Source organism: Photobacterium leiognathi (genome assembly GCF_030685535.1).
Lineage (GTDB): Bacteria > Pseudomonadota > Gammaproteobacteria > Enterobacterales > Vibrionaceae > Photobacterium > Photobacterium leiognathi.
Genome location: NZ_CP131599.1, coordinates 1,305,258 through 1,319,313, shown reverse-complemented (window position 1 = coordinate 1,319,313; position 14,056 = coordinate 1,305,258). Strand labels below are relative to the sequence as shown.

Sequence of the window (14,056 nt, the reverse complement as noted above, 5' to 3'; positions counted from 1 at the left end):
GTGAACTTCTTTAAATGTGCTATTTAGCAGAAATACTAAACTCAACAGTTACTTGATCGTTCTTAATATTAAAGGGAGGAGATGTTGTTCCGAAATTTGTATTCTCAAGAAGATAGTAATAATTTCCAGCACTTAATGTGACCCAGTCAGATTCATGAGTAGTAGCAATTGGAGATATACTCAAATTTTCAATATATTGAATATTAGCATCTGTAAATTGTTTGTTTTGTGTAATAGTGACCCAAGTATTATATTCTTTTTCTGTAATTAAAAAGGCTTCAATCGCAACACCATTAATAATTGATACTTTAGTTTTAACTTGCGCATCCCGATAAAGCACAAATTTTGTACCATAATACCAATCTTCATCAATAACAGCGACATCCGATACTAATACATTATCTTGCTTATCTTCTGTGATAACATCTGTCTGATTATTATCTTGTTCACTTTCTGTAATAGCATCTTCAATAACATCTAAAATGGTTTGGTCACTATCATCCCCACCGCCACCACAACCGTATAAACTTAGTGGTAATATTAATAAAATAATTTTCTTATAGTTCATATTTATAGCCAACAATATATGTAAAAAAATGAACTATATGTGTGTGAGTAAAATAGTCATTTAAATTTTTTCGAAAAAAAACATATGTTAGATATGTTTCCAATTTATTCTTGAATGATATAAAATAGTTTATTTTTTTGTTTTTTTAATACCTTATATTGTTATTTTTAAAATGTGGTGTAAAACTAACTTTTTTAGTGTGATAAAGTAGTTCGTTATATGATTTCTAGTGAAAATAAACTGGGCTTATGTATTGCCTGCATTGTTTTAGTTTGTGTGGTTGCAACAATAGGAAATTCAACTAATACGCCGTGGTTAGAGATGCCGTTTGAAGCATTCAATGGTATTGCATTTAGTTTTAGTTATTTCTTTCGTTTATCTGCTATGTGGGCGTACGCATGTAGTAGTGCCTTTTTTATCTCATTGTTTGCGGTTAGCTTTTGGCTGGGGGAAATAGTGGTAAGATTTTTTTGTCGTCGACGTTAAGCCACTAAAAAGAAGAAATATAAAAAGCAGACGAAAGCGAGCAATATAGCTGAGATGATAGGGTAAATAATATAGCCATCATCTGTTCTATTCGCACGATGAAAACAAAATCCAGCCAGTAGACCATTATATAAAATCAACAGTAAACTGATCATAGTCCCTGTTTTTAAATCCAGCGATGAGAGTTGGTATAGGAAAAATGACAGCAAAAGATAGTCGATAATAATCAACCATAAAAAGGTTTTCTGCAGATTATCGGCTTTTCTCTGTTTCAATTCTGAATATGACATTCGTTACCCATCAACAAATTTGTCTATTGCCTAATACTATTTATGCTGGAATCACTTATAAATGAGAAAGAGGCTGTGGGCTATTGCTTGGTGTTGGTTGAGCGTGGTTAATAAAGTCACTGCGTATAACTGGCTGATTAAACTGTGCCTTGCTACGGGCTTTATCGAGAATATTGTCAGGATTACCTGTACCAAACAGGGCATCAACAATGTTGGCAGCGGGTGTTGTTAAGATAAATAATTCAATACGTCGGTTTTCACTGGCGTCAGGTGATTGTTTATTGAGAAGTGCACGCTCTGCCATACCAGCCACTTGTAATACGCGGTTACTTGGCATCCCTCCTGCAATAAGCGTTTTTCTTGCTACATTTGCGCGGGAAGAGGACAGTTCCCAATTGGTACTACGGCTAAATTTACTTTTAAATTGTGTGGCATCAGTATGACCGCTAATGATCAGTGAATTGCTAATTTGCTTAAAAATAGGGGCGATATTGAGTAATACGTCTTCAAAAAAAGGCGTTAAATTGGCACTGCCTCGATGAAACATATTCTGTTTAAAATCATCTTGTAAAATAATTCTCAGCCCTTGAGGAGTAACATCGACCGAGATGTTGCCTTGCGCTGATACTTGCTTAGCTGTCTCTTCTACGACAGAAGCGAGAACCGCAAGTTGCGCTTGAGTTTCAAAACTACCTGGAATTAATGCGTCTCTTTCTGGTCCATCGCCATTACCATCAAAAAACGATTTTATAGTCATAGCTGCATTGTGAGAGCTTAGATCGGCAGCTTCGCCACCGAAATCAATAGGGGATAAGCTGTTGGCGGTATCAAAAGGATTGCCAGCGCCTTCGTCAAAAACACTGGCACTATTTACATAAGCGACAATGGCTTTGCGCTCTTGTTGATCAACAACCTGCATCAACCAGAGCACCAGAAATAGTGCCATAAGAGCAATCATAAAATCAGCAAAGGCGACTTTCCACGCACCACCATGGTGCTCGTTTGAATGTCGTTTTGCTGCACGTTTAAAGACGATGTGCTCTGTTTTTTGCATTATCCCTCCTGTTCAGTTAGCCACTTCTCCATTTCGTTAAACGTTGGTTTAATGTCTAGCTGAATATGTTTTCTTCCTGCATCAATGGCTAATAGTGTTGGTTTTTTAGCGACATAGGCGACTAAGGTTGCGCGGATACACTCAAATGCTGACATGTTACGTTTAACACGTTGTGCCATGGCATTACTGGCTGGATCGAGAATGCAATAACAGCCAAAAATTCCTAGAAAAGTCCCAACTAAAGCAGCTGCAACGTGATAACCAATCATGGCTATCGAACCATCAATGGCTTGCATGGTGATAATTATCCCCATTACTGCCGCTAAAATCCCAAAACCGGGTAAGGCTTCTGCGGTGCGCTGCATTGAACGTGATGGCAACAATAAATCTTCTTCGATGGCACTGATTTCTTGTTCGAGTAACCCTTCAAGTTCATAAGGCGACATTTGTCCCATTGCCATTAAACGTAAATTGTCGGTAATAAAAGAAATAACATGATGATCGTGGCTGATCAGTGGATAACGATTAAAAATAGCGCTGCTTTGTGGCGATTCAATGTGACTGTCTAATGCTTTAAATCCGTTGTTTCGTACCGTGTCGAGCAAGGCTTGTAGTAGTGCCATTAACTCCATGTAGTATTGCTCTTCATGATGATTGGGAGACAATATTTCACGAAACTGTAAGCGCATTTCTTTTAATACATGAGGGGGATTACCTATGATCAGCGAGCCAATGGTTGCCCCTGCAATAATCAGTAATTCAGCTGGTTGCCAAATAGCGCGTAAATTACCGCCAGCCCAAATATAGCCACCGAAAACACAAATGATAATGATAATGGCACCGATAAACTTCTGCATATCAAGCTCCTAAGTCGATAAATAATGATTGAGGGATTTCAGTGCCTGTTTATGCAGCTGACAAATTCGAGGTGGGGTGAGATTAAGCACTAGAGCTATCTCATGAAGGTTGAGCTCATGTTGATAAAATAGAGTGAGCAACAACTGTTCACGTTTGGTTAATTGGGTGAGGGCATAGGTAAGTGAACGACGTAAATGCTCATGTTCAATACAGGTGTCAGTAAAGGGTGTCTCTAGTTCTTTGCCTGCTTCAAGTAGTTGATCAAGGCTTTGCATTTCGCTCGCCATACTGGCTTGTAATCGCTGATGGTAATCACTGTTATCAATGCCTAATGCGTGAGTGATTTCCGCTTCAGTAGGCTGACGTCCCAGTTGTTTCATGAGATCACGGGTAGCGTCATTTAATTCATGCGCTTGCTGACGTGTTTGACGGGAACGCCAATCAAGGCGACGAAGCTCATCTAAAATCGCACCTCGAATACGGCAAACAGCAAAGGCAGGAAATTGGGGATCATCAACATCACCATAACGACGAGCAGCTTCTAATAAACCAATCAAGCCAATTTGTTGCATGTCTTCATAACTACAATGAGAGCTGGTGTGATGACGCAGTTGATTGACGACTCGCTTAACTAAGTTAAGGTGCCTTTTGATCAGTACGTTCTCATCAACATCATGTTGCTGCGACGCTGGTATTGTACTGGTGTCATAGTGAGTGTTTTGGGTGTTATCTAACATACTCACCTCATTATTGAATGACATATTTAGTAAACAGCACATCATCGATATCACGTGCAATGGTGGTATTAGCAAAGGCATCAGTGAGGGTTTGTTTCACTTCTTGCTGTAATTGTTCGATGGTTTGCTGGTTTTGTAATTCTTCGTATCTCTTTTTACTGAACATCTTAAGTAATGCGTTACGCACTAAAGGCATATAGTTGTCGATCTGTTTAATACGCTCGGGATAGTGGGTCTGTACGGCAAGCTCTAGCATCACGAAATGAGTTTGGCGTTCACCTTTGACACTGACAACGACCTTATCGAGAGGATGAAACACAGGTTGTGCAGTGGCTTCTGGTTCTGATTGAAAGACTTTTGTGAACCATGTACCTATGTTTGGAGTGGAGGTATTTTGTTGGCTATACCATAAGGTGGCGCTAAAAGTGACGACAGCAACAATAATGCTGATCAGCAATATGATTAAGAGATTAGAAAATGTTTTTTTATTAGCCATCATCCTGATCCTAAATAGAAAAATATTATGCGAGTGTAGATAGCCAATGTTCATTGGCTGTTGATGTGTCTATGGGGGGAGCTGATGACGCTGCCATCACCAGATGATCATTGTCATCTTGAAGTGTGTGCTCTGTGGTTTGTTGGCGATGAGATTGCTGTTCGCCATGGCTGATATTGACGTTGACGCTCATAAACTGTTGTTGGAGATCATGACGTAAACGCTCAGCGACTTGGCTAAGAGCATCACGTACAACACTGTTATTGGCACTGATCTGGACGCTTAATTTATCGCCTTCCATTTTGACGATCAGATCAAGCTTGCCAAGATCTGGCGGATCTAAGCGAATACGGGCCTCTTGCATATTTTGCGTTGCTTGAAGCGATACCCGATCTTGAAGAATATTGATCATCTTTTCCCCCCATTGAGGTGATTGAGGATCGATACTGATAGGTGCCCAATTTGCACGATTGGCGATTATGTTCACTTGGGATTGGGTATTTGCAGGTAATGTTTGCTCTATTGTTGTGAGGTTTTGTACTACTTGCGAAACAGTGAGTTCACGATTAGCTGCAGGCGTTTTTGCCACAGTTAGTGACGATATTTGTGCTAAAGGATCATTTGATAGCGCAGTTGTAGTCAGTGGTGCTACTGAGCTTTTTATTGTGTTTGAATTTGTGATAGGCGAGTTATATACCCCATCAACGATTCGCTGATTGTTCACTAATACTTCTGCTGTATTAGTGAGATTTGATTGCTGTGCTTTGGGATATTGCAGAGCTTCTTGATTTAGCGGCAAAGCTGCTAGGGGAGCTATGTATAAGCTTGTATCAGTTTGGTTTTGCCATTGACTTTGTGTTTCTTCTCCATCAATGATCGTAGTGAACTGTTCATCTGTTTGGTGATTGCCTTGATCGAGAACGGCATTGTTCATTGAGCCAAAGGGTAGATCAGGCGATACATTCTCTTGTTGTTGAGTTGTAGGGAGCGTTTGTAAAGTATGCGAGAAATTCCCTTGTGCTTCTGTTTTATCAGAGCTTTTAACTGGCATCCCAGCTTGCTTGATATCAGATGATGAAGGCATATTATCGACTTTGCTTAGCGCATTATTAATTAACATCGATCACTCCATACTGTTGGCTGACTGGTAAGCTTCAAGGCGTTCTTTTTCCTTATCAGCAGTCGCTATTTTTTGTTGCAGTAGTTGTTGTGCTTGCTGCAATGCGAGATAGGCTTGGTGATGCACTGCTTTTAACGCATTTATCTGTGCTTGTTGTGGTGGTGTTATTGGTTTTGATTTAACAGCTAATAACAGGTGACGTAGTGCATCATCAAGCTGCTGCAAGCGGGACCAATTTTGATCCTCAGCAGCTTGTTGAATTTGTATGGTGAGCTGATTGAACGACACTGGCTTATTTGGCTGCATGTTGTCCGAATCCTTGCCAGCCTTCACGAATGTTATTCATGACTAAAGCAACATTATTAAGGTGTGCGATATCGTTTTTAACACTGCCTTGATAAAGCTCTAGCTGACAAAATTCATAAAGATCATGCAAATTAGCGGCAACTTCACCGCCAAGTTCTAAATCTAACGCACTGTCTAACCCCATTAAGATATTCATACATTTATTAATGCTGATCCCTTTGGCATCGAGTCGTTTGGCTTCGATATGTCCTTGGGCGCGGATCAGTTCATCTTGAAAGCCATCAATGAGCATCAAAACTAATTGATGCGGAGAGGCCGAGGCAGCCTGTGCATCTAAGTCAACTTGTTGGTATGAATTGAAACCTGCATCTTGCATTAACATAGTGGTGCTCCTTTTAACCAAATAAACCTTGGGTTTGCTGCATTTGGGTCATGATTTGATTCATTTGGGTGAATTGTTTGAGATAACGGGTGTAAGCCATGTCGTACTTACGCTCGAGATTGGCTTGCTTGTCATCGATGCGATCGATGTTGATACGTAGGGCATCTTTTCGAGAAGAGAACATGCCAGAAGAAAATTGCAGAAAAGGTTTTAATGAGTCTTCTAATGAATCAAGTAAGTTACCATCACCGTTAAACATGGATTCAATGGTTGACCCCATGGTTTGTTGAGCGTTTTTAAAGGTATCTGAATCGACTTCTAATTTGCCGTCACGGTTAATACTGATCCCGATTTCAGACAGTCTTTTGCCGTCAAATTGATCCCGTAATAGGTTGTTTAACTGCGACTCTATTGAACGAAGGGTAGGATCATTGGCAAGGGCACCACGTTTACTGTCTGCTGAGCCTGTTTGGGTATAGCTATCAAGCGTGCTCATAACCTTGTTATAGCTATCAATGAAAGCGTTCACTTGCTCTAACGTGGCATCTTTATCTGCATCGATAGCCATTGAAATGGCAGGATCACCAGAGGTTTGTGCTTTGGTTGCTGTAATATCAATACCGTCAATCACATTAGAAAAGGTGTTACTGCTATTGGTGAGTTGTAAGCCTGTGGTTTCAGCACCAAGCCAAATCACTGCATCTTGTGGTGCACTGATTTCGGTTAAATTAGTAAAAGCATCATCAAACCATGTTGTGCCTGTGCTTGCATTAACACTTAAAGTATTCGCAACACCTGTTTCAGTACTTGATAGCATAAAGTGAGTTTGCCCACTGGTACGCACTAGCGTGGCATTCACACCGGGATTATCGGGATGGTTATTAATCGCCGTGGCGAGCTCTGCCATGGTGGATTGCCCGTCACCATCGCTATCAATTGCTGAAAGATCGAGATCAAGGGTTTGACCATCAACAGTGAGTGAAAGTGTGCTTGGTGTTAGGAACTGACGTTGTTGAATCTAAATTCGCTGGCATATCGGTTTTAACTTGATGCGCACTGGCTACTTGTTCAACAAAGATTTGATAGCTGCCATTTAACGCCTGAGCATTGGCATTAACACTAAAGTGGCTATCGTTACTTAATGTTGCTTTATTCTGAATAATGCTGGTGGTTGAACTGTTAATCTCTTGAATGGTTGAGCGAAAATCACGTAGGGCAGATTCCATCTTACCAAGCGCTGTTAATTGGCTTTGGTATTTATCAGCTTGTAATTGATAGCGCTGCTGAAATGGCTGTACATCAAAAGTGGCGAGTTGGGTTGCCATTTGAATGGGATCTAATGAATTCATGATTGCTCCTTAAGTGACTATTTATATTGGCAAGAGCTATGCCAGAATGAGGTTAATTAAAATCAAATAAAAACAATTGGTTACAGGTATTATCGGCAATGGCGGAAAGGGGACTTCCGTTTGCGTTTTCCTGCTCTGATTCCCATGTTCCGTTTACTTACTTTTTTCGTGATTACTGCGTTTGTTAAATGCTCTTTCGCTCAATATGCCAGTTATAAAAAAGCCTCCACGAAGGAGGCTGCGTAAATAAAAGGGAGTATGTTTTTCGTTAACGCAAGAGTGACATTGCCATGCCAGGTAATTGGTTAGTTTGGGAAAGTACCGTTGTACCCGCTTGCATTAGCATTTGGTTTTTGGTCATGCTTGAAGATTCCACTGCAAAGTCAGCATCAACAATACGACCTTTGGCTGCAGATACATTCTCAACCATGTTGCCTAGGTTAGTGATGGTGTGGTCAAGTCGGTTAATGTTGGCACCAAGGGCTGATCGTGCATCACCAATTTCTTTCAGTAAACCCGCTTCACCGTTAGCACCTGTTAGGGTAGTTAGCGCTGTTTGTGCGTTACCAGCAGAAGTTAAATCCCCCAGCTTTAATGCACCAGTTAAGCCGATTGTTGCATTCACTGCTTGTACTTCAGCTGATACATCAACTGCAAGTTGATCACTTGCTTGAGTACCAATTTGGAAATTAACTGCACCTGCACCAAATGAGCCTGCATCGGTCAAAATGTCTTGTCCACCAAAGCTGGTTGATGCCATTACGTTGGCAAGCTCTTCACCAAGCTGTTGGAATTCTGCATCCAAAGCCACACGGTCGTTTGCTGACACAGTGCCATTCGATGCCTGTGTCGCAAGGTCATTCATGCGGTAAACGATGTTAGTCATTTCATCCATCGCACCTTCAGCAGTTTGCATCATTGAAATACCGTCTTGTGAGTTACGCATAGCTACTGACATGCCACGAGTTTGCGCATCAAGACGAGTTGCGATTTGAAGACCTGCAGCATCATCTGCGGCTGAATTTACACGGAAACCAGTACTTAAACGCTCCATTGCCGTATTTAACAAATTGCTAGTATTGTTCAGTGTGTTCTGTGTAACCAGTGATGCGTAATTAGTGTGCATAGATAGAGCCATGATAGTTCTCCTTGTAATCAATCTATCGAGGTATTTCCTGCTCACTGTATCTATGCGGACAGTTAGAAAAGATCATTAATTATTATTTTTAATATTTTTAAAATAAGGAAAGAATTGGGATGAAATTTGATATTGAGCCAAATTTAACGAGGTTTTCTTACTTAATAAGCTATTAGGTAGGAAAACCTTATTAAATCTTTAATGTTTTTGAATGCATTATGCATATGTGGATATGCTAGCTAGTCATGAAAACTAGCTCGAGTTGGACAATAATCCGTTTCAGAGAATAAGTTTACGCCTATTAATACCTTTATGAGATAGCAGAAGTCTTTAATATAAAGTTATAAAATCGTGTAGATAGCCCCGAATTCAACTTCGAAGTGCGACACTCTCTAATATCAAGCGGCCATTGCCATTTCTTTGAAAATAACGGCTGGTTGCTTGAATCCTAAACACTTTTTAGGGCGATTGTTAATCCTTGATTGAACAAACTGAATATCGTCATCTGTCACCGTTCTCAAGTCCGTCCCTTTCTTCACATATTGCCTTAGTAGACCATTAGCGTTTGCATTCGCTTCTCGCTCCCACGAGCTATACGGGTGAGCAAAATACAAATCTGCATCCAGTGCCTCTGCGATCTCCTGATGGCCTGCGAATTTTCTGCCATTGTCGGCAGTAATCGTATGTACGCAACCCTTGTATGGCATGAGCATGTCTATCGTCGCTTTCGTTACCTCGGCGGCCGATTTGGACGCTACCTTCTTAGCTAAATAGAATCGATTCTTTCGCTCTAAGATGGTGACGATTGCGCTGTTGCCGTGTTTGCCTAATACTGTGTCAATTTACCAGTCTCCAAACCGTTCTCGGTTATCGACAATCGATGGCCGCTCATCAATCGATACTGCATTTTTAATCGTTGGAGCCTTCTCTTTCAGCCCTTTACGGTATCGTTTATGTCCTTGCCTCAAGTGGTGATAGAGCTTGCCACCTTGACGTTTGTCTTGAGCAATATAGCGATAAATCCATTCATGGCTGATTGATGCTCCTGCCTTAGCTAGAACACTCGAAATCTGCTCAGGACTCCAATCTATGCTGATTAATAGACGGACAAATTCAATACGCTCAACGGGTATCCGGTACTTATGAGCAGTCTTACGCCTGCTAACAGAAGACGCGTGAGCGTGCTTGGGGCAATATTGGTTATGTATTCGGTTTCTTTTTAACTCACGATAAACCGTTGCACGATGGCACTTCACTTTTTGGGCAATTTCAGAGATTGAAATTCCCAGTTCCAAAAGGGTAGAAATCTGGTACCTTTTCCCCTCGGTCAACTGCTGATAACTCATGGTAGTACTGCTTGTTTCTTTGGCGAGAAGAGCGCACCACTTTCAGCAGTTGGCTTCCTCTTCTACGCCTTTCCATAAGTGTCGCACTTATTATCTGAAATCGGGATTCAATAAGTTAAAAGGAATAGATGAATGAGTAAGCGTATCATGACTCTTATCCCCGTTGCCGCATTATTGGCTATCTCTAGCGCTCATGCCGATTCGCTTATCCAAAGTTTAAACCGTGTTGATAATTCATTAAACAAAGTGCAAAACACGATTCACAGTACACAAAACACCATCCGTGATGGTCAGAATAAAATTGATAATACCCAGCGTGCGATTGGTGAAATTCAAGATGGTACTTATGTAGAAAAGCGTGTGGAAAATAAGGTTCTTCAGCAGAAGCGTCGTGCAGTGAATGGCCTAATTAATAAGTCATCTAATGCGATCCGTAAGGTGACTAATACTTACTAAGCCCGATGTTTAAATTGTCTTAAGACGAAAATATTAACAAGAAGGCATAAAAAAGCGGCGATATCAGCTCTAACTAAGAGGGATATCGCCGCTTTTTATTGTTTTAAAATTACTGCAATAGTTGCGAGATTTTGCCTTAAGCTATTACGAGTTTTGTAGCTTCGCTCTCGCTTGTTTTCTTTCTGCTGCTTTACATGCTGCCGCTGTAAATACGACGTCAGTTGAGCTGTTTAGCGCTGTTTCTGCTGAGTCTTGAATAACACCGATGATGAAACCAACCGCGACAACTTGCATTGCGACTTCACTTGGAATACCAAATAGGCTTGAAGCTAGTGGGATCAACAGTAATGAACCACCTGCTACACCTGATGCACCACAGGCAGATACTGCTGCCACAATACTCAGTAGTACCGCAGTAGCTAAGTCTACTTCAATACCTAATGTATGCACTGCTGCTAGTGTTAGTACGGTAATGGTGATCGCTGCACCACCCATGTTAATTGTCGCACCCAGTGGAATAGAAACAGAGTAAGTATCTTCATGCAGGTTCAGATCTTTACATAGCTTCATGTTCACAGGGATATTTGCAGCAGAGCTTCGAGTGAAGAAAGCGGTGATACCACTTTCACGAACACAACGTAGTACTAATGGGTATGGGTTTTCAGCTGTTTTGACGTACACGATGATTGGGTTAATCACAAACGCAAGAATTGCCATTGAACCTAGTAGAACTGCTAATAAATGAGCGTAACCAGCCAGTGCAGCAAAACCTGTTTTAGCAAAGGTATTTGCCACTAGACCGAAAATACCAATAGGTGCTAAACGAATGATAAAACGCACAATAAGTGTTACACCGTTAGACATATCATGGAACACCTGCTTGGTTGCATCACTGGCTTGGTGAAGGGCAAAACCAAGTGCAACAGCCCACGCTAGAATACCGATAAAGTTACCATTCATTAATGCGTGCACAGGGTTATCTACGATCTTAAATAATAGAGAACTGATCACCTCTGAAATACCTTCAGGTGGTGCAATGGAGTTTGTGCTAGCAACGAGTGTCAAAGTGGTAGGGAAAAGGAAACTCATTACTACTGCGGTGAAAGCTGCCATTAAGGTACCAAATAGGTACAACACAATGATTGGCTTCATGTTGGTGTGAGTGCCTTTCTTCTGGTTCGCAATCGATGATGCTACCAAGATAAACACAAGAATAGGCGCAACTGCTTTTAACGCTGCAACGAATAATCCACCAAGAAAGCCGACACTTTCTGCTGATGATGGCGATAAGGTTGCTAGGACAATACCTGCGACGATACCCACCATGATCTGTATTACTAAACTACCATTTGCCACTCTGGCTAAAAAAGGTTGTGATTGACTCATATGAAACCCTGCATTTTATATTATGTGAATAGCTTTTTATTTTGCGTCTGAAACATTTTTTAACAGGATCTGTTTGAAATAGCCAGTGATCTTTTTACAAGCTTTTATGCTACAACTTTTTAACGTTATATTTAACATTTTATTATCATGTTATGGTTAAGCAGCATACAAACCGTCTATTAGATAATAACGAATGATAAAAATTGTATATTCACTGTTAATACAATTTATAAATTAATCAATATAAGGGAAGGTGGTGTGTAGATGTTGCACAGGAAATACAGAATAAAATGTAAGAAAATAAAAACACCTCTGCCACTAAATGAATAGCCACAGAGGTGTAAGTTAGGACTAGTTAGATAACCCGTATTGGATTATTTCGGATCTAATCCTGATAGGGCTGAATGCTGTGATGATGTCATTTTCAATTGCGCTACTTGTTTAAGTAATTGCTGAAAACGTTTGTCATCCCATTGTTGGCGATCTTGGCTATAGGTTGAAGCCATGATTTCAGCTACTGCATTATCTAGCTCACTAGCAAGTTCTGGGTTCGTTGCTAGTTTGGCTTGTTGCTGCTGTTTCCACTGTTTGAAATAAGTCTGAACTTTAATCGCATCACGCTCAGCTAATGCTTGTTGTAATGCCTTATCAATATCAGTGTTTACCGTTGTTTGAATACTCTTTGTGTTGGTATTGGATTGTGCTTTTCGAGCTTTGATTAACAGTGTAAGAGTAATTAACCAAAGTAATGCGAAAACAGCTGTAGCCCAAGGCCAGTAACCACTATGCATCACACCGTTTTGAATGGCAGGAAGATGACTATCTGCCTTTGGTGATGTTTGCGCAGCCTCTGGTGTCGTTAGTGCTGGCGGCACAATAGTCGCACTAGCGTTTGGATCTGCGGTGACATCAAGAGTCAGTCCAGTGACTTTGGTGACTTGCTCTTTCTCTGTCTGGGTATTCCACCAATTAATAGCTATCTCTGGTAGCACTACCTTACCTGTTTCACGAGGAATAATGACCTGCTTAAGCGTCATAATCGTGTAGCCATTACTTTCTGAGTATTCAGGCTTTTCATTATAGCTACGTACTGTATTCGGGTAAGTTAAGCTAATGTTTGGCATGCTGCTTTGAGCAATATTCTTAATGCGTAATGTTAAGGTACGTGTGATTGGCTCACCGACTTTCGCATTCACTTCAGTATTATCATTAAATGTTGGCTGCCAAGTTTGCTGTAACTGCAAATCTGGCGTTGGTAGCCATAAGCCTTGGTAATTAGCAGGTTTAGCTTTAACCGTTAGCTCAATGTTTTTCGCTGTTTTGTCCACAGGCATAGTTAATGTTGAACCAAAACCACGACTACCTTTGATCACGCTACCGCTGAATTTCGCACCATGTAAGGTGATGCTTCCTGGTTTATCTGCGGTGATTTGGTAGTTACGGGTGATCACTATGTAGCGACGACCATTTTGTACTACCTCATTTTGCGCATCTTGACCCACTTGTGTTGCAGTTAAGCCATCACCATAGGGAGGAGCAAGACTTGCTTGATCCATTTGCTCACCAATTAAAATGCGCACACGGTAATTAATCGATTCACCAACATAAATGGTCGATTTATCGTTGATCCCCTCAATCGAAATCGAGGATTGGTTCGCTTGTGCTGATTGTGACTGTTTTGCACTTTTCAACACAGTGATCGTAATAGGATCTGTTTTTGAGCTACCAATTTGGAAAGCTGGGATCGTAAATGTTCCAACTTTGGTTGCAGCCAGCGCAACAGTCCAGCTAGTGTTACGTGAAATAACACCATTGATCATTGATGTACCACTGCTAATGCTTGGACGACCATAAGTAAAATCAGGGCTTAATGGTGTTAAATCTAGCGAGTTAGTATTTACGCTGTCATCAACCGATACTGTTAATTGGAATACTTCGTTTACTCCAACTACATTTTTAGAAACCGTCGCTTCTGCTTGTGCCGCCATGGCTTGTGTTGACACTAATGCACTTAAGATAAGGGCGATATAGAGCCATGAAGAGGCAATTCTCTTGCCGAAAGATAATCTATTCATAAACCTTTT

At 40.8% G+C, this 14,056-nt stretch carries 14 protein-coding genes and 2 pseudogenes; 2 read left to right on the top strand and 14 right to left on the bottom strand.

What is annotated here, in order from left to right; translation table 11 throughout:
• Positions 1–19: 19 nt before the first annotated feature.
• Complete coding sequence (locus tag Q7674_RS06100; RefSeq protein WP_045065682.1) at positions 20–568, bottom strand: hypothetical protein; 549 nt, start codon at positions 566–568, stop codon at positions 20–22.
• Between the two features lie 219 nt (positions 569–787).
• Between Q7674_RS06100 and Q7674_RS06095 the strand changes: the two genes are divergently transcribed.
• Positions 788–1,054 carry a hypothetical protein gene (locus tag Q7674_RS06095; protein ID WP_305422086.1) on the top strand — a complete coding sequence of 89 codons (267 nt, stop codon included), beginning with the start codon at positions 788–790 and terminating at the stop codon, positions 1,052–1,054.
• On the opposite strand, the gene Q7674_RS06090 is transcribed toward Q7674_RS06095, so the two are convergent.
• From Q7674_RS06090 to Q7674_RS06040, 11 genes and pseudogenes are all read right to left on the bottom strand, one after another.
• Positions 1,051–1,344: a hypothetical protein gene (locus tag Q7674_RS06090; RefSeq protein ID WP_045065679.1), complete on the bottom strand. Its 294-nt coding sequence runs from the start codon at positions 1,342–1,344 to the stop codon at positions 1,051–1,053. The genes Q7674_RS06095 and Q7674_RS06090 overlap by 4 nt on opposite strands.
• Positions 1,345–1,399: 55 nt before the next feature.
• Complete coding sequence (locus Q7674_RS06085; protein ID WP_045065678.1) at positions 1,400–2,398, bottom strand: flagellar motor protein MotB; 999 nt, start codon at positions 2,396–2,398, stop codon at positions 1,400–1,402.
• Positions 2,398–3,255, bottom strand: coding sequence for a flagellar motor stator protein MotA (gene motA / locus Q7674_RS06080; RefSeq protein WP_045065676.1), 858 nt, complete (start codon positions 3,253–3,255; stop codon positions 2,398–2,400). Before motA ends, Q7674_RS06085 begins: the two co-directional genes overlap by 1 nt.
• A 9-nt stretch (positions 3,256–3,264) precedes the next feature.
• Positions 3,265–3,993 carry a FliA/WhiG family RNA polymerase sigma factor gene (locus tag Q7674_RS06075; protein ID WP_045065674.1) on the bottom strand — a complete coding sequence of 243 codons (729 nt, stop codon included), beginning with the start codon at positions 3,991–3,993 and terminating at the stop codon, positions 3,265–3,267.
• A 10-nt stretch (positions 3,994–4,003) separates the two neighbouring features.
• Complete coding sequence (locus tag Q7674_RS06070) at positions 4,004–4,489, bottom strand: flagellar basal body-associated FliL family protein (protein ID WP_045065673.1); 486 nt, start codon at positions 4,487–4,489, stop codon at positions 4,004–4,006.
• Positions 4,490–4,514: 25 nt separating this feature from the next.
• The gene (locus Q7674_RS06065; RefSeq protein WP_045065671.1) at positions 4,515–5,609 is read right to left on the bottom strand and encodes a flagellar hook-length control protein FliK; all 1,095 of its coding nucleotides are present in this window, start codon (positions 5,607–5,609) and stop codon (positions 4,515–4,517) included.
• A 3-nt stretch (positions 5,610–5,612) separates the two neighbouring features.
• Positions 5,613–5,915: a hypothetical protein gene (locus tag Q7674_RS06060; RefSeq protein WP_045065669.1), complete on the bottom strand. Its 303-nt coding sequence runs from the start codon at positions 5,913–5,915 to the stop codon at positions 5,613–5,615.
• Positions 5,902–6,297: a flagellar export chaperone FliS gene (gene fliS / locus Q7674_RS06055; protein WP_045065668.1), complete on the bottom strand. Its 396-nt coding sequence runs from the start codon at positions 6,295–6,297 to the stop codon at positions 5,902–5,904. Before fliS ends, Q7674_RS06060 begins: the two co-directional genes overlap by 14 nt.
• A gap of 13 nt (positions 6,298–6,310) precedes the next feature.
• A pseudogene (fliD, locus tag Q7674_RS06050) lies at positions 6,311–7,646 on the bottom strand (flagellar filament capping protein FliD).
• A gap of 268 nt (positions 7,647–7,914) precedes the next feature.
• On the bottom strand, positions 7,915–8,784 hold the full coding sequence (lafA, locus tag Q7674_RS06045; protein ID WP_045065665.1) for a lateral flagellin LafA: 870 nt from the start codon (positions 8,782–8,784) through the stop codon (positions 7,915–7,917).
• A gap of 398 nt (positions 8,785–9,182) precedes the next feature.
• Positions 9,183–10,130: pseudogene (locus Q7674_RS06040) on the bottom strand (IS30 family transposase).
• A gap of 132 nt (positions 10,131–10,262) precedes the next feature.
• Here Q7674_RS06040 and Q7674_RS06035 point away from each other — a divergent pair.
• Positions 10,263–10,586, top strand: a complete 324-nt coding sequence (locus Q7674_RS06035; RefSeq protein ID WP_305422081.1) for a hypothetical protein — start codon at positions 10,263–10,265, stop codon at positions 10,584–10,586.
• A 144-nt stretch (positions 10,587–10,730) separates the two neighbouring features.
• On the opposite strand, the gene sstT is transcribed toward Q7674_RS06035, so the two are convergent.
• Positions 10,731–11,972, bottom strand: a complete 1,242-nt coding sequence (sstT, locus tag Q7674_RS06030) for a serine/threonine transporter SstT (RefSeq protein WP_045066474.1) — start codon at positions 11,970–11,972, stop codon at positions 10,731–10,733.
• 374 nt (positions 11,973–12,346) lie between these two features.
• A complete protein-coding gene (locus Q7674_RS06025; RefSeq protein WP_107229618.1) occupies positions 12,347–14,047 on the bottom strand; it encodes a BatD family protein in 1,701 nt (566 codons plus the stop codon).
• Positions 14,048–14,056 lie beyond the last annotated feature (9 nt).